At 71.3% G+C, this 16,568-nt stretch carries 12 protein-coding genes and 2 pseudogenes; 11 read left to right on the top strand and 3 right to left on the bottom strand.

Features of this window, described 5'->3' with window-relative positions:
* Positions 1-268 precede the first annotated feature (268 nt).
* Positions 269-1,147, bottom strand: coding sequence for a L,D-transpeptidase family protein (locus AB8A24_RS31725; protein ID WP_328961979.1), 879 nt, complete (start codon positions 1,145-1,147; stop codon positions 269-271).
* Positions 1,148-1,352: 205 nt separating this feature from the next.
* On the opposite strand from AB8A24_RS31725, the gene AB8A24_RS31730 reads away from it, so the two are divergent.
* A complete protein-coding gene (locus AB8A24_RS31730; RefSeq protein WP_369478242.1) occupies positions 1,353-2,933 on the top strand; it encodes a methylmalonyl-CoA mutase in 1,581 nt (526 codons plus the stop codon).
* Between the two features lie 45 nt (positions 2,934-2,978).
* A complete protein-coding gene (gene leuE / locus AB8A24_RS31735; protein ID WP_328961977.1) occupies positions 2,979-3,629 on the top strand; it encodes a leucine efflux protein LeuE in 651 nt (216 codons plus the stop codon).
* On the opposite strand, the gene AB8A24_RS31740 is transcribed toward leuE, so the two are convergent.
* Together AB8A24_RS31740 and AB8A24_RS31745 are read right to left on the bottom strand one after the other, a co-directional pair.
* A complete protein-coding gene (locus AB8A24_RS31740; RefSeq protein ID WP_369478243.1) occupies positions 3,622-4,995 on the bottom strand; it encodes a polysialyltransferase family glycosyltransferase in 1,374 nt (457 codons plus the stop codon). The two genes, leuE and AB8A24_RS31740, sit on opposite strands and share 8 nt — an antisense overlap.
* A complete protein-coding gene (locus AB8A24_RS31745) occupies positions 4,995-5,999 on the bottom strand; it encodes a glycosyltransferase family 2 protein (protein ID WP_328961975.1) in 1,005 nt (334 codons plus the stop codon). The genes AB8A24_RS31740 and AB8A24_RS31745 overlap by 1 nt, the downstream gene beginning before the upstream one ends.
* A 176-nt stretch (positions 6,000-6,175) precedes the next feature.
* Between AB8A24_RS31745 and AB8A24_RS31750 the strand changes: the two genes are divergently transcribed.
* The 9 genes and pseudogenes from AB8A24_RS31750 to AB8A24_RS31790 all read left to right on the top strand — a co-directional run.
* Positions 6,176-7,537, top strand: coding sequence for a DUF6716 putative glycosyltransferase (locus AB8A24_RS31750; RefSeq protein ID WP_369478244.1), 1,362 nt, complete (start codon positions 6,176-6,178; stop codon positions 7,535-7,537).
* Positions 7,534-7,899: pseudogene (locus AB8A24_RS31755) on the top strand (NTP transferase domain-containing protein); the annotation flags it as partial. The gene AB8A24_RS31750 and the pseudogene AB8A24_RS31755, both read left to right, overlap by 4 nt.
* A 471-nt stretch (positions 7,900-8,370) precedes the next feature.
* Positions 8,371-9,279, top strand: coding sequence for an N-acetylneuraminate synthase family protein (locus AB8A24_RS31760; protein ID WP_328965881.1), 909 nt, complete (start codon positions 8,371-8,373; stop codon positions 9,277-9,279).
* Between the two features lie 67 nt (positions 9,280-9,346).
* The gene (locus AB8A24_RS31765) at positions 9,347-10,525 is read left to right on the top strand and encodes a hypothetical protein (RefSeq protein WP_328961973.1); all 1,179 of its coding nucleotides are present in this window, start codon (positions 9,347-9,349) and stop codon (positions 10,523-10,525) included.
* Between the two features lie 140 nt (positions 10,526-10,665).
* Positions 10,666-11,910 (top strand): amidohydrolase, encoded by a 1,245-nt coding sequence (locus AB8A24_RS31770; RefSeq protein WP_328965880.1) that lies wholly within the window; start codon positions 10,666-10,668, stop codon positions 11,908-11,910.
* Between the two features lie 229 nt (positions 11,911-12,139).
* Positions 12,140-13,201, top strand: coding sequence for a BMP family ABC transporter substrate-binding protein (locus AB8A24_RS31775; RefSeq protein WP_328961972.1), 1,062 nt, complete (start codon positions 12,140-12,142; stop codon positions 13,199-13,201).
* 232 nt (positions 13,202-13,433) lie between these two features.
* Positions 13,434-15,101 carry an ABC transporter ATP-binding protein gene (locus tag AB8A24_RS31780; RefSeq protein ID WP_328965879.1) on the top strand — a complete coding sequence of 556 codons (1,668 nt, stop codon included), beginning with the start codon at positions 13,434-13,436 and terminating at the stop codon, positions 15,099-15,101.
* Positions 15,098-16,213, top strand: coding sequence for an ABC transporter permease (locus AB8A24_RS31785; protein WP_328961971.1), 1,116 nt, complete (start codon positions 15,098-15,100; stop codon positions 16,211-16,213). Before AB8A24_RS31780 ends, AB8A24_RS31785 begins: the two co-directional genes overlap by 4 nt.
* Positions 16,210-16,568: pseudogene (locus AB8A24_RS31790) on the top strand (ABC transporter permease); the annotation flags it as partial. The gene AB8A24_RS31785 and the pseudogene AB8A24_RS31790, both read left to right, overlap by 4 nt.

Here is a 16,568-nt window from a genome sequence, read left to right on the forward strand (position 1 = left end):
GAAGCGGCGGCGCAGTACATATCGAGCCGACTGGTCATCGGCCGCGCATGAGCCGGGGTTCCCCCCGTACCCCTGGGCTCTGCGCACCCGGCGCGGGCGGGGCACGTTCCCCCGGCCCTGCCCGCGCCCATTACGTTCGGACCGGAAAAAGCCCCGGGGGGCCCGCCCCGGCCTTCTTGCTTGCTTGCTCGCGCCTGCCGCGGGCGCGGGCCTCAGGGGCACGGGCTCGCGGGACCGGATCGCGGTCCCGCCTCCGGCCCCGGCGGCATCACCAGTAGACGACGACCTTGTCTCCGACCTTCACCTGGTCGAACAGCGCCGACAGCTTGCCCTTGTCCCGGACGTTCACGCAGCCGTGCGAGGCCCCGTTGTAGCCGCGGGCCGCGAAGTCGGCCGAGTAGTGGACGGCCTGGCCGCCGCTGAAGAACATCGCGTACGGCATCGGCGTGTGGTAGATCGTCGACGTCCACTCCTTGGCCTTCCAGCCCACGTCGAACACGCCCTCGCGGGTCGGGGTGTTCTCGGAGCCGAAGCGCACGTCCATCGTGGAGACGACCTTGCCGTCGATCATCCAGGCGAGGGTGCGGCTCTCCTTGCTGATGCACATGACGCGGCCCTGCATGCAGCGCGGGTCCGGGGCGTCGACCTCGTTGACGGTCGACGGACGCAGCTCGTCGGCGGTGGGCTTCTTGCTGGCGCCCTCGATCTTCTTCCAGCTGGCCTCGTCGACCGAGCCGGTCGCGTTCAGGCCGTGCTTCGACTGGAAGGACTTGACCGCGGCGGTGGTCTTGGAGCCGTAGAAGCCGGTCGGAGCGACCGACATCAGCTTGAGCTGGCGCAGCCGGGCCTGGAGCTCGCGCACCTGCTCGTTCTCGTCGCCGTTGGCCATGATCGCCTTCACCGCGGGCGAAGGGGAGGTCGAGGAGGAGGGCGACGCGGAGGCGGAGGCGGACGGCGACGCAGAGGCCTCGCCGGGCTTGTCGTCGGTGGAGGGAGAGGCTTCGGGGGAGGTGCCCGCCGTGGGCGAGGACGAAGCCGAGGAAGCGGAGGCGACAGGCTCCGTCTTCTGCGGTCCGCAGGCGGTCGCGGCGAGTGCGACGGCGGTTGCCACCCCGATCGTGCGGATTATGACTCTCTGGCGCTGCATTGCAGTCCCCCCGGTTTCTACGTCGTGTATCTAGGTGATGCTCCGCGTGCGTGGACAGTTGCACTCGGCTCCGGGATGTTGCGCCATTGTGACCGGCAGTCGTCCGCAGCCTTACGAAGCGATACGCGGCTGGGGAACCCCAGCGGTGGCTCGGGGGAGGTTCTGCCGGTCCCGGGCCCGCTTGCTCCATGGAGGACTACGTCACATGGCACAGACCGAGAGCGGAATTCCCGTCGAACCCGTCTACGGGCCCGCCGACCTGACGGGATGGGACCCCGCGGCGGAACTCGGGCAACCGGGCGACTTCCCCTACACGAGGGGGATTTATCCGAACATGTACACCGGTCGGCCGTGGACGATGCGGCAGTACGCCGGCTTCGGCACGGCCGCCGAGTCCAACGCCCGCTACCGGCAGCTCATCGAGGGCGGCGGCACCGGGCTGTCCGTCGCCTTCGACCTGCCGACGCAGATGGGACACGACTCCGACGCCCCCCTCGCGCAGGGCGAGGTGGGCAAGGTCGGCGTCGCCGTCGACTCGCTCGACGACATGCGGACGCTGTTCGACGGGATCCCCCTCGACCGGGTCTCCACCTCGATGACGATCAACGCGCCCGCCGCACTGCTCCTGCTGCTCTACCAGCTGGTGGCGGAGGAACAGGGCATCTCGGGCACACAACTGACGGGGACGGTCCAGAACGACGTCCTGAAGGAGTACATCGCGCGCGGGACGTACATCTTCCCGCCCGGCCCCTCGCTCCGCCTGACGGCCGACACCTTCCGCTACTGCCGCGCCGAGGTCCCCCGGTGGAACACCATCTCCATCTCCGGCTACCACATGGCCGAAGCCGGTGCCTCGCCCGCGCAGGAGGTGGCCTTCACCCTCGCCGACGGCATCGCCTACGTCCGGACGGCCCTGGCGGCCGGGATGGTGGTCGACGAGTTCGCGCCCCGGCTCTCCTTCTTCTTCGTCGCCCGCACCACCCTGCTGGAGGAGGTCGCGAAGTTCCGCGCGGCCCGGCGCATCTGGGCCCGCGTCATGCGGGAGGAGTTCGGGGCCCGGGACCCGAAGTCGCTGATGCTGCGCTTCCACACCCAGACCGCCGGGGTCCAGCTCACCGCGCAGCAGCCGGAACTGAATCTCGTACGGGTGGCCGTGCAGGCCCTGGCCGCCGTCCTCGGCGGCACCCAGTCGCTGCACACCAACTCCTTCGACGAGGCGATCGCGCTCCCGACCGAGAAGTCCGCCCGCCTCGCCCTGCGCACCCAGCAGGTCCTCGCGTACGAGACGGACGTGCCGCACACCGTGGACCCCTTCGCAGGGTCGTACGCGGTGGAGCGGATGACGGACGACCTGGAGGCGGCGGCGCTCGCGCTGATGCGCCGGATCGAGGACCAGGGCGGGGCGGTGGCCGCGATCGAGGCCGGCTTCCAGAAGGCCGAGATCGAGCGGAACGCCTACCGCATCGCGCAGGAGACCGAGAGCGGGGAGCGGGTGGTGGTCGGGGTCAACCGCTTCACGCTGGAGCGCGAGGAACCCTACGAACCGCTGCGCGTGGACCCGGCGATCGAGGCGCGCCAGTGCGCGGCGCTGGCCCGGCTGCGGGCGGAGCGCGGCGGAGCGGCGGTGACGGCGGCGCTCGCGGCCCTGAAGGAGGCGGCGGCGGGGACGGCGAACGTGCTGTACCCGATGAAGGAGGCGCTGCGTGCCCGGGCCACGGTGGGGGAGGTGTGCGGGGCGCTGCGGGAGGTCTGGGGGACCTACGAGCCCACCGGTTCCACCTGGTGAAACACACTGGCGCGACAGGTGCAACCTTGTGGGACACTCCTGCGCATGCTGGGTGTGACAGATCTTCCGACTTATCTCGCCGGCCTGGTGCTGATCATTCTGCTGCCGGGCCCGAACTCCCTCTACGTGCTCTCCGTGGCCGCCCGCCGCGGGGTGCGCACCGGGTACAAGGCCGCCGCCGGGGTGTTCACCGGCGACGCCGTGCTCATGCTGCTGACCGCCGTGGGAGCCGGGGCGCTGCTGCGGGCGAGCCCGCTGGTGTTCACCGTGGTGAAGTTCCTCGGGGCCGGCTACCTGGCGTGGCTGGCCGTGGGGATGATGCGGGGCGCCTGGGCGCTGTGGCGTACGCGCGCGGAGCGGGCCGAGGCCGAGGCCGCCGGCCCCGCCGACCCGGCCGAGAACGAGCGGCCCTACCGGCGGGCGCTGCTGATCAGCCTCCTGAACCCGAAGGCCATCCTCTTCCTGATGTCCTTCTTCGTGCAGTTCGTGGACCCGTCCTACGCCTACCCGGCGCTGTCCTTCCTGCTCCTGGGCGGCCTGCTGCAGACCGGCAGCTTCCTGTACCTGACGATGCTGATCTTCGGCGGCACCCGCCTCTCGGCGGCCTTCCGGCGCCGCAAGCGGCTGTCGGCCGGAGCCACCTCGGCGGCGGGCGTGCTCTTCCTCGGCTTCGCGGCCAAGCTCGCCGTCAGCTGAGCGCCCGGCGCAGCCACCCCATCCGCCGTACGGCCCGGCGCACCGCCGGGCTGCGCGGCAGGAACGACAGCTGTGCCGGGATGCCGCCCGGCAGGCCGAGCGTGGTCAGCCGGCGGCGGGTGAAGTACCGCCAGGTGCGCGGGGTCAGCCGCTTGGCCAGGTAGGCCTCGGCCGCCGGCCGGCGCGCGGCCAGGATCTGCGGCTGCATGGTGAACCCGACGGCGGTGAGCAGTGCGGCCGGCTCCGCCCGGACCTGCTCCGGGGTCGGAGGCGTCCAGGTACGGACCGCCTCGGCGTCGGCGAGGTCCGGGAGCAGGGCGTCCACCAGGGCCAGCGGAACCCGGTTGCTGTTCGGGTACGGGGTCAGCGCGGCCAGCACCGCCTCGGTGCCGGTCCGGGCCACCGGGAGCCCGTACAGCGTGGCGGCGGTCAGCAGCCCGGTGGAGAAACAGCCGACCACGAGCGCGGGGCGCAGCCGCTGGTAGAGGGTCTCCGCGAGGATCGGGGCGGCGATCACCGTCAGCCGGGCGCCGAGCCTTTCGGCCTCCTCCTCGGCCCGGCGGGAGTACGCGGCCGGGGCGCCGGGGTGCGGTTTGAAGACCAGCTCCCGGTGGCCCAGGGCGTGCGCGCCCCGGACCATCGACACGTGCAGCTCCTCCTCCTCGGCCAGGGTCATCAGGTCGAGCGCGGAGAGGTACTGGCCCAGCAGGAGGGCCGCGGGCCCGGCCGGATCGGCGGCGTCGGCCGGCCCGTCGGCGGTGGCCCAGCTCGCCGGCGTGGCCTCGGCGAGCTCCGCGAGGACCTTGAGGAACGGCTCCGTCGGCACCAGCTCCACCCGTACCCCGAACTCCGTCAGCAGCAGGGGCTCCAGCCCGGGCACCAGGTCCAGGTGGAGCACCCGCCGCACCCGCATCCCGAGCTGCGGGTCGAGGCGGAAGCGGGTGGGCCCGTAGCTCATGAGCCCGTCGGCGTAGACGTCGACGGCCGCTCCCGGGAAGAGCCGGCACAGGCTCTGGGCCGGCGGGACCTGGAGGGACTCCACGATCAGCTCGATCCGGTCCTCGCCCAGGTTCCACAGCGAGCGCAGCTGCCGCTCCCACATCGGGACGTCCTCCGCGCGCGGGGCCCAGGTGCTGGGGTGCTGCGGCTCGATGACGCGGTTCCAGTCGAGGACCTCGTCGAAGCGGGAGCGCAGGGCGGCGAAGCCCGGCATGTCGGTGACCCCCGGGGTGACCTCGGCGGTGACGGCGTGGTTGCTGGTCAGCAGGATGCGCCGGCCGGCGGGCGGGAAGGAGCCCGCGTCGATGCCCGCCGCGAGCGTGGCCGCACCGTAGAGGGTGGAGGCCAGGAAGATCTGGGTGGGCATCAGACGTTCGCTCCCGACGGGGCGGCCTCGGGCGCGGGGGCGGCGGATCGGCGGCCGGTGCGCAGTCGGCGCAGCACGGTGGAGCGTTCGACGTCCATCGAGTCCAGGGCCTGGTCCAGTACGTCCTGCGGCATGCGGCCGAGCGCGGCCGTGCTCATCGTACGGAGTTTCCTGGCCACGTCCGGCTCGAACCTTTCGATGGACCCCACATGGTGGGCGATAATTGCACAATAGGTCCGGACGGCTTTCGGGAGCAGTCGATCGGATTCCCGATCGGCGATGACCTCCGCGATCACCTGATCGAATGCCCGAATGAAATCGAGCTGTCGTTCGTCCCCTACTTGCGTCAATGAGGTGGAAACCCCGCGCCGGTAGAAGACGCCGGGCAGCCCGACCGCGGCGAAGGACGCGGCCTCCCGGTGCAGCCGCCAGATCCACGGCCGGTCCTCCGCGGTCCGCAGCCCGTCGGTGAAGTGCAGCACCCCGCGGTCCAGCAGCCGCCGGTGGTACATCCCGGCCCAGGCGTACGGATAGTCCACCGAGGTGGCCCGGTCGGCGGGCAGGATCGCGGTGCGCGGCGCGGCGACCACCGACTGCGGGCCGTAGGGCACGCGCTGCACGCTCCGCGACCTACCCGTGCACCGCACATGGTCGGTCCGGACGAAGTCGCAGCTCAGGGCCTCTATGGCGGCCAGGGTCCGGGCCAGGTGGCCGGGCGCCAGCCAGTCGTCCCCGTCCAGGAACGTCAGGTACTCGCCGCGGGCCGCGTCCAGACCGGTGTTGCGCGCGGTGGCCAGGCCGCCGTTGCGCTCGTGTCTGAGGTGGACCGCTCCCGGCAGCTCGCGCGCCGCCCGTTCCAGCAGGTCGGGCGTCCCGTCCGTCGAACAGTCGTCGACGAGCAGGAACTCGAAATCCTCCCGGGCGTTGAGTTCGAGACTCTTCAGGGCGTCCGGTGCGTATGTCTGCACGTTGTAGAACGGCACGACAACAGAGAGCTTGGGCACCTGCGAGACATTAGGGCGCCGCCCGTCATTCACCGTGGCCCGGACGCGGATTCCATGTGAACGGCGCGGGGCGGGCGAGTTAACCCGTCCGCTTTCGCATTTCGTAGACGCGTTGTTAACCCGCTGTTGTGCGCTCGTTGGGCCGATCACCGAAATTGCGGAATAGCTTCTGCCGCGTGCCAGAACGCAAACGCGTCGCCGTACTCGCCGATTCCGATACGCGATGGAAATGGGGCGCACTCACCGCCCGCCGTCTCGTGCCCGACCACCAGCTCACCGGATTCCTGCTGCGCGGCCGCGCCACCCCCACCGCGCGCCAGCTCGGCGAGGTGGGGGTGCGGGCCGACCGGCTGTCCGAGGTGACCTGCGCCGAGTTCCTCGCCGAGATCGAACGCGAGCGCTACGACGTGGTCGTCCTCGCGCTCGTCGGCGGGGCCGTCCAGGCCGTCCTGCACGGGGCCCTCGCCCTGTGGCCCGCCCCGGCCGAACGCCCCGTACTCGTCACCGGCTACGTGGGCGTCGTCTACGAGAAGCTCGCCGACGGGCTGCTGCTGCGGCACGGCGCCGACCTCGTGCTCGCCAACTCCCGCCACGACGCACAGCGGTTCCGCGCCGTGTACGAGGGCGTCGGCGCGGACGCCGCCGCCGTCACCGAGACCGCGCTGCCCTTCCTCGGCGGAGCGCCGTACGAGCCGGCCGGGAGCCGGGCCCGCACGGTGGTCTTCGCCATCCAGCCCTCCGTGCCCGACAGCCGCGCGGACCGCGCCTACCTGCTGGAACGGGCGGCCGGGCACGCCCGCAAGCACCCCGACCGGGAGGTGCTGATCAAGCTGCGCAGCAAGCCCGGGGAGCACACCACGCACCTGGAGGAGCAGCCGTACCAGCGGCTCGCGGAGCGGATCCCCGGCGGACTGCCCCCCAACTGCCGCCTGGTGTACGGGAACATGGGCGAGGTACTGGACGGCGCCGACCTGCTGGTCACCGTCTCCTCCACGGCCGCCCTGGAATCCCTGCACCGGTCGATCCCGACGGCGATCCTCACCGACCTCGGCATCCGCGAGGCGCTCGGCAACCACCACTTCCTCGGCTCCGGCTGCCTGGCCTCCTGGGACCAGCTCGACTCCGGGCTCCTGCCGACCGGGGATCCGCTCTGGCTGGCGGCGCAGGGCGTCCTGCCCGCACCGGGCCCGGACCGGGGCACGGGCGGCGCCGCGGACAGGGCCACGGACGGGGCCGGCGGTGCGGACGCCTACGCCGTCGCCCGGGCCAAGGTCGCCGGCCTGCTCGCCGCGACCCGGCTGCCCCCGCCCGCCCCCTACTACACGCGCACCACCGCCCCCCGATACCTCCCCGGGATCCTCGCCCGCCACCACCTCGCACCGGACGGCACCCCACTGCCCGGCGCCGTGCGCCCGGCCACGGGGGAGTCCCGGCTGCGCCGCCGGCTGCGCGGCCATCTGCGCGAGGCCGCCCGCGGGGCCTACCGGCACGGAGTGCAGCGCGTGGCCCCGGTGATCCGCAGGCTGGGGGAGCTGTGAGGGTCCTCGCCGTCATCCCGGCCCGCGGCGGCTCCAAGGGAGTCCCGGGCAAGAACCTCTCCGAGGTCGCCGGCACCCCGCTCGTCGCCCGCGCCGTCCTGGCCTGCCGGGCCGCGCCGACCGTCACCGACGTGGTCGTCTCGACCGACTCGGCGGCGATCGCCGCCGCCGCCCGCGCCGCCGGAGCCGACGTCATCGCCCGCCCCACCGCCATCTCCGGCGACACCGCGAGCAGCGAGGCCGCCGTCCTGCACGCGCTCGCCGCGTTCGAGGAACTGCACTCCCTCGCCGTGGACGTGGTCCTCCTCGTCCAGTGCACCAGCCCCTTCCTCAGCACCTCCGACGTCGAGTCGGTCGCCGTCGCCGTCGCCTCCGGGGCGGCCGACTCGGCCCTGACCGTGGCCCCGTTCCACGGATTCCTCTGGCGGGAAGGGGGCGACGGCTCGGGAGCCGGAGTCAACCACGACAAGGCGCACCGGCCCCGCCGTCAGGACCGGCCGCAGGACCTGCTGGAGACGGGCGCCGCCTACGCCATGGACGCCGCCGGCTTCCGCGGCGCCCGGCACCGGTTCTTCGGCCGCACCCTCCCCGTCGCCACCGATCCCGCGCGGGTCCTGGAGATCGACGACCCGCACGACCTGGCCCGCGCCCGACTGCTCGCACCCCTGCTCGACCCGCGCCCCGGAGCACACCCCGCACACCCCGCACACCCCGCACACCCCGCACACCCGGCGGAGCCCGCCCCGGACCGCGACGCGCATCGTGACCCGCAGCCCACACCCCTTGCCCCCACTGCCCTCCGTACATCCCCGCACCGAAGGACGCCCCCTGCCATGACGAGCACCCCCGACTCCCGCCTGCGCACCTTCGGCTCCCGCACCGCGGGCCCCGGCCGCCCCGTCTACGTCGTCGGCGAGATCGGCATCAACCACAACGGCGACCTCGGCAACGCCTTCGCCCTCATCGACGCCGCCGCCGAAGCCGGCTGCGACGCCGTGAAGTTCCAGAAGCGCACCCCGGAGATCTGCACCCCGCGCGACCAGTGGGACATCGAACGCGACACCCCCTGGGGCCGGATGACCTACATCGACTACCGCCACAAGGTCGAGTTCGGCGAGGACGAGTACCGCGCCATCGACGACCACTGCGCCAAGCGCGGCATCGACTGGTTCGCCTCCCCGTGGGACACCGAGGCCGTCGCCTTCCTGGAGAAGTTCGACGTCCCCGCCCACAAGGTGGCCTCCGCCTCCCTCACCGACGACGAACTGCTGCGCGCCCTGCGCGCCACCGGCCGCACCGTCGTGCTGTCCACCGGCATGTCCACCCCGCAGCAGATCCGCCACGCGGTGGAGGTGCTCGGCAGCGCCAACATCCTTCTCTGCCACGCGACTTCGACCTACCCGGCGAAGGCCGAGGAGCTCAACCTGCGGGTGATCGACACCCTCCGCGAGGAGTACCCGAACGTCCCGATCGGCTACTCCGGCCACGAGACGGGCCTGCAGACCACCCTCGCCGCCGTCGCCCTCGGCGCCACCTTCGTCGAGCGCCACATCACCCTCGACCGGGCGATGTGGGGCTCCGACCAGGCCGCCTCCGTCGAGCCCGGCGGCCTCACCCGGCTGGTCCGCGACATCCGCACCATCGAGACCGCCCTCGGCGACGGCGTCAAGCGCGTCTACGAGTCCGAGCTCGGCCCCATGAAGAAGCTCCGCCGCGTCCGGGGCGAGCTGGCCGCCGTCTGACCCCAGGCGCCGGCCGCCGTCCGACCCCAGGCGCGTACGAGATCCGCCCCCCGACAAGGAGTACGTGGTGACCCCCTCCGCCCCCGCCGCCCCCTCCGCCTCCACCCTCGCGTTCGTCGAGAGTCCGGTCCAGCTCCTGAACGTGCTGGAGTGGGCGTACGCGCGCCCCGGTGCCCAGCCGCAGCTGGACGGCGTACCGCGCCAGCGGGGGCGCCGGGCCGGCGGCGCGGACCTGCCCGGGCCCGCCCCCCGGCCGGCGGGCGCCGCGTCCTCCCTGCGGATCGTCGTCCTGCCGCCCACCGACCCGATGTCCCGCGGCCAGCTGCGCCGGGTGGCCGCACTGGCGCGGGACGAGGGGCACGAGGTCCGCTGGCAGGAGGCGCGCGGCAGCCGGTTCGCGCCGCTGAAGGCGCTGGCCGCGCTGGCCCGCGACGTGCGCGCCGCGCGCACGGTCGTCGTCGGCGACCCCTTCTCGCGCTACGTCCAGCTGCTGCTCACCCTGGTGCGCGCCGAGGAGCTGGTGGTGGTCGACGACGGCACCGCCACCATGGAGTTCATGGCCCAGACCGCGCGCGGCGAACGCCTCGTACGGTGGCACCGGGTCGGCGGCGGCGGACTGCCCGGCCGGATCCGCGAGCTGGCGTACGCACCCGTCTCGGCGACCGCCCGCCGCCGCTTCACCCCGGCCGCGCACCGCGGCCACCGCGTCGAGGTGTTCAGCTCGATGCCCGTCACCGCCCACGGCGGGATGACGCTGCGGGTCAACGACTTCGCCTGGACCCGCGCCCGGTTCGGCCCGCCCCGGCTGACCAGGGGCACCGACCTGGTCGGCACCTCGCTCGTGGAGACCGGGGTGGTCGACCCGGACCGCTATCTGGACGCGGTGCGCGCCCTGACCCTGGAGCACGGTGCCACCCGCTACTTCGCCCACCGCCGCGAGTCCCCGGAGAAGCTGCGCGCGCTGAGCCGGGCGACCGGGCTGGAGATCGTACGCCCGGACCTGCCGCTGGAGCTGATCGCCCGGCGCGGTCCCGTCGGCCGGACGATCGTCAGCTTTCCGTCCACCGTCGTCCACACGCTGCCGTACGCCCTGAGCGGTACCGGTGTCACGGTGGCCGTATGCGATGTGGATCCCGCCTGGCTCACCGGGTCCGCCTCCCCCCGCGCCCGCAGCTTCCTCGCCGGGGTCACGGACACCGCCCGTGATGTGCGCAGACTGCCTGCCCAGGCGGCTCCCACGGCCTGATGAGCGCGCGAGTTTACCCCCGGGTGCATCCGGTCATGCGTCCAGAGGCCGGGTTTCTTTCCCCTAACGGCATGAACTTTTCGTGATCCCCGGCCAGTTGACCCGTCCGTGGGCCTACCCTTCAACGGGTGAACCAGTTGATGTCCCGCGAGTCCCAGACCGCCCAGCCCGCCGCGTCCGACCGGCCCGAGCTGCCCGGCAAGCTTCCGGACCACCTGCGTACCGAACTGATCGCCTTCCGCCGGGACTTGCACATGCACCCGGAGCTCGGACACCAGGAATTCCGTACCACCGCGGCGATCAAGGCCCGGTTGGAGAAAGCCGGCCTGCGACCACGGGTGCTGAAGTCCGGCACGGGCCTGATCTGTGACGTCGGCACCTGGGACGGGGGCCGGCCGATGCTGGCCCTGCGCGCGGACATCGACGCCCTGCCCATCCCGGATGCCAAGACGCACGTCCCGTACCGCTCGACCTTCCCGGACCGAGCCCACGCCTGCGGCCACGACGTCCACACCGCCGTGGTCCTCGGCGCCGGCCTGGTCCTCGCCGAGCTCGACCGCAAGGGGCTGCTGCCCCGCCCCGTGCGGCTGCTGTTCCAGCCCGCCGAGGAGGTGCTCCCGGGCGGGGCCACCGACGCCATCGATTCCGGGGTCCTGGACGGCGTCGGCCGGATCGTCGCCGTGCACTGCGACCCCCGGGTCGACGCGGGGCGCATCGGGCTGCGGGCCGGCCCCATCACCTCCGCCTGCGACCGGCTGGAGGTCACCCTCTCCGGCTCCGGCGGGCACACCGCGCGGCCGCACCTGACCACCGACCTGGTGACGGCCGCCGCCCGGGTGGCCGTCGACGCCCCGGCTCTGCTGGCCCGTCGGATGGACGCCCGCTCGGGCATGTCCGTCACCTGGGGCCGGATCGAGGCCGGGCACGCCTGCAACGTCATCCCGATGCACGCCGAGCTCTCGGGAACCGTGCGCTGCCTGGACCTGAACGCCTGGCACGAGGCACCCGACATGATCCACGCGGCGATCGACGAGATCGCGACCATGCACGGGGCCAAGTTCGAGATCAACCACGTGCGCGGGGTGCCCCCGGTGGTCAACGACCCGGTGATCACCGAGCTGCTGCGTGAGGCGATGGGGGTCCGCTGCGGAGCGGAGTCGGTCGAGGACACCGAGCAGAGCCTGGGCGGGGAGGACTTCTCCTGGTACCTGGAGCACGTGCCGGGCGCGATGGCCCGGCTGGGGGTGCGTACGCCCGGCGACAGCGCCAAGCGTGACCTGCACCGGGGCGACTTCGACGTGGACGAGTCCGCGATCGGGGTCGGCGTGGAGTTCTTCACGGCCGCCGCGATGATCGACGGGCTCCGCACGGTGGCCACGAGGTAGCCGGCGGCCGAAACTCCTTACAACAACCGCAGGTCTCCCGGCGGGCATGTCCAACCCTTGGTACGCAAGGGTTGGGCACGTAAGGAGTTACCAATCGGTCACTGTCCGGTTCACGACGATCCGATAACGACTCATGAACGGGCCTTTAACTGACATCTACGCGCGTTACGATCGCCGCGAAACCAGCGCCGGTCGTGGCGCTTCGGTCAGGTTTTGAAGGAGCCTCCCCTTGCGCCGGATCACCAGGATCGCCACCGTGGGCATCGCGTCCGCGGCGCTGGCCCTCTCGGCCACCGCCTGTGGCGGAAAGAAGTCGTCGGACGCCTCGTCCTCCCCCTCGGAGTCGGGTCAGAAGTCCGCAGCCATCGCGTACGACATCGGTGGCCGCGGCGACCAGTCGTTCAACGACGCCGCCTACGCCGGTCTGAAGAAGGCCGAAACCGACCTCAAGATCAAGACCTCTGAGGCGGAGCCCACCGACGGTGAGGGCGAGGCCGACAAGGTCCAGCGCCTGACCGAGCTGGCCCGCAAGGGCAACAACCCGGTCATCGGCGTCGGCTTCGCCTACGCCCCGGCCATCAAGAAGGTCGCGCCGAAGTTCCCGGACACCACGTTCGGCATCATCGACGACACCTCGGTGACCGGCCCGAACATCGCCAACCTCGTCTTCAACGAGGAGCAGGGCTCGTACCTGGCCGGCGTCGCCGCCGCCAAGGTCTCGAAGACCGGCACGGTCGGCTTCATCGGCGGTGTCGAGGTTCCGCTGATCAAGAAGTTCGAGGCGGGCTTCACCCAGGGCGTCAAGGACACCAACCCGAACGCCAAGGTGCTCTCCGCGTACCTCACCCAGCCGCCGAACTTCGACGGTTTCGCCAAGCCTGACCTGGGCAAGGCCGCCGCGCAGGGCCAGCTCGACGCCGGTGGCGCCGACGTGGTCTACGCCGCCGCCGGTCTGGCCGGCTCGGGCGCCATCGAGGCCGCTTCCGCCAAGGGCAAGTGGGCCATCGGTGTCGACTCCGACCAGTACAACCAGGCCGGTCTGGCGAAGTACAAGGACTCGATCCTGACCTCGGTCACCAAGGACGTCGAGGACTCGGTCTTCAACCTGATCAAGTCGGTCGAGGACGGCAAGCCGACCACCGGTGAGATCCGCTACGGCCTGGACAAGGACGGCGTCGGCCTGGCCGACTCCAACCCGAAGTACAAGGAGATGGCTGACGTCATCGCCGCGGTGGAGAAGGCCAAGGCCGACATCATCGCCAAGAAGATCAACGTCAAGACCGCGCCGTAAGGTCGCTCCTGACATGTAGTCCTGGTCTCCGGGGTCCGGGAAGCGGTCGCGATCGCTCCCGGGCCCCGAGCCACGTTCTGTGATCATTACTCTGTGACGAAGTGGCCTGCCTGGCCGCGAGTTTTCACTTCCGACAGTGCTACGCGCGTAGAAGCATCGTGGACGCGATACTTTCACTCCCCGCCCTGTCCCCCCCTGCCTTCCGCTCCTTCCGCGCCAAGGAGAGTGCGTCATCAACGCGTCCAGCCCGCCCCCCGCCGTAGAACTGCACGGCATCACAAAGCGCTTCCCCGGCGTCGTCGCCAACAAGGACATCGCGATCACCGTCCGCAAGGGCACGGTCCATGCCTTGATCGGTGAGAACGGCGCCGGCAAGTCGACCCTGATGAAGATCCTCTACGGCATGCAGAAGCCGGACGAGGGCACCATCGCCATCGACGGGGAGCAGGTCTCCTTCAACACGCCCGGCGACGCCATCGCCCGCGGCATCGGCATGGTGCACCAGCACTTCATGCTCGCCGACAACCTCACCGTCCTGGAGAACGTGGTTCTCGGCGGCGAGAAGCTGTACGGCATCGGCGCCAAGGCCCGTAAGAAGATCAAGGAGATCTCGGACGCGTACGGCCTCGGCGTGCGCCCCGACGCCCTGGTCGAGGACCTCGGTGTCGCCGACCGGCAGCGCGTGGAGATCCTCAAGGTCCTCTACCGCGGCGCGAAGATCCTCATCCTCGACGAGCCGACCGCCGTGCTCGTGCCGCAGGAGGTGGACGCACTCTTCGACAACCTGCGCGAGCTCAAGGCCGAGGGCCTGACCGTCATCTTCATCTCGCACAAGCTGGGCGAGGTGCTGAAGGTCGCCGACGACATCACCGTCATCCGGCGCGGCACCACGGTCGGCACCGCCGACCCGAAGACCGCCACCACCAAGCAGCTCGCCGAGCTGATGGTCGGCTCCGAGCTGCCGTCGCCCGAGACCCGCGAGTCCACGGTGACCACCACCCCGATGCTCCAGGTCGAGGACCTGACCGTCGCCGAGACCGGCGTCGTCATGGTCCGCCACGAGACCTCGGCGCGCATGATGCTGCCGATGGACCGCACGATCGACCCGAGCGCCGAACTGGGTCGCCTGCTGCTCGACGGGGTCAGCTTCACGATCCACAAGGGCGAGATCCTCGGCATCGCGGGCGTCGAGGGCAACGGCCAGACCGAGCTGATCGAAGCGCTCATGGGCATGATCAGCCCCGCCGCGGGCGTGATCACCCTGGACGGCACCGACATCACCAAGTCCTCGGTGCGCAAGCGTCGCGTGGGCGGCATCGGCTACATCCCCGAGGACCGTCACCGTCACGGCCTGCTGCTGGAGTCCCCGCTGTGGGAGAACCGCATCCTCGGCCACGTCACCGAGCGGCCCAACTCCAAGAGCGGCATCCTCGACCTCAAGGCGGCCCGCAAGGACACCGAGCGGATCGTGCGCGAGTACGACGTCCGCACCCCGGGCATCGAGGTCACCGCGGCGTCCCTCTCCGGCGGCAACCAGCAGAAGCTGATCGTCGGCCGCGAGATGAGCCACAACCCGAAGTTCCTCATCGCCGCCCATCCCACCCGCGGTGTGGACGTCGGCGCGCAGGCGCAGATCTGGGACGCGATCCGCGAGGCCCGCCGCGAAGGCCTGGCGGTCCTGCTGATCTCCGCGGACCTGGACGAGCTCATCGGCCTGTCCGACACCCTGCGCGTGATCTACCGCGGCCGGCTGGTCGCGGACGCCGACCCGGCGACCATCACGCCCGAGGAACTCGGCACCGCCATGACGGGCGCCGCCTCGGGGCACCTGGAAGCATCCGACAACCACTCCGCCGGTACCGACGCGGGTACCGAATCGCCGGAGGACGAGGCCCGATGAAGACATTCGACAAGGACCGGCTGATGCTCGCCATCGCCGGGCCCGCGCTCGCGCTGGTGGCCGCATTCGCGCTGACCATGATCGTGCTGGGGGCGACGGGTATCAACCCGATCGAGCCGCTGCGCATCATGGTGGAGAACGCGGGCTACGAGGACATCCAGGTCCTCATCGTCAACCAGGCCGGCACGTACTACCTGGCAGCCCTGGCCGTCGCCATCGGCTTCCGGATGAACCTCTTCAACATCGGCGTCGACGGCCAGTACCGCCTCGCCGCGATGGTCTCCGCCGTGGTCGGCACCGCCATCACGCTGCCCGGCCCGCTGCACATCCTGCTGATCGTCCTCGTCGCGATGATGACCGGTGCGTTCTGGGCCGGTATCGCGGGTGTCCTGAAGGCCAAGCGCGGGGTGAGCGAGGTCGTCTCGACGATCATGCTCAACGCCATCGCGACGAGCCTCATCGCCTGGCTGATCCTGCCGAAGAACCTCGGCGTCCAGGTGGAGGGCTCCAACGACCTCACCACCGGTGAGATCGCCCAGTCCGGCTGGTTCCCCGCCCTGTCCCTGGGCGACTCGGGCGAGATCTACGGCTTCACCTTCGTGGCCTTCGCGCTCGGCTTCGTCTACTGGTTCGTGCTCAACCGCACCCGCTTCGGCTTCGACCTGCGCGCCAGCGGCGCGAGCGAGTCCGCCGCCGCGGCCTCCGGTGTCGACTCCAAGAAGATGATCATCACTGCGATGCTCATCTCCGGTGCCGTCGCCGGTCTGTCCGGCATGCCGGTGCTGCTCGGCGAGAGCCACACGTACACCCTGGTCTTCCCCGTGGGTGTCGGCTTCACCGGCATCACCATCGCCCTGCTCGGCCGCAACAGCCCCGTGGGCATCTTCTTCGCCGCGCTCCTCATGGCCTTCATCGACAAGGCCTCCGCCGGCCTCGACACGGCCGGTTACGCGAAGGAGATCGGCACGATCATGAAGGGCCTGATCGTGATCGCGGTCGTCGTCTCGTACGAGCTCGTCCGCCGTTACGGCATCCGTCGCCAGCAGCAGAAGGTCGGCGAGGAACTCGCCTCCGGCGGCGCCATCAAGACCGACAAGGAGGTCGCGGCGTGAGCACCAGCACCGTCTCCGCGACGAGTGCCGCCCCGAAGAAGCCGGGCGGCCGCAAGAAGCTCACCCTCCCGTGGATCATGCTGATCGTCGCGGGTGCCCTCGCGCTGGTCTCCGTGGTCCGCCTGATCTCCGGGGCCAACGACCTGACCTCCGTCGGCCAGGTCTCCGGCGCCCTCTCCCTCGCCGTGCCGATCGGCCTCGCCGGCCTCGGTGGTCTGTGGGCCGAGCGCTCCGGTGTGGTCAACATCGGCCTCGAAGGCATGATGATCCTCGGCACCTGGTTCGGTGCCTGGGCCGGCTACCAGTGGGGCCCGTGGACCGGTGTGCTCGTCGGCATCGCCGGCGGGGGCGCCGG

It is taken from the genome of Streptomyces sp. BF23-19, assembly GCF_041106355.1.
Classification (GTDB): Bacteria; Actinomycetota; Actinomycetes; order Streptomycetales; family Streptomycetaceae; genus Streptomyces; species Streptomyces virginiae_A.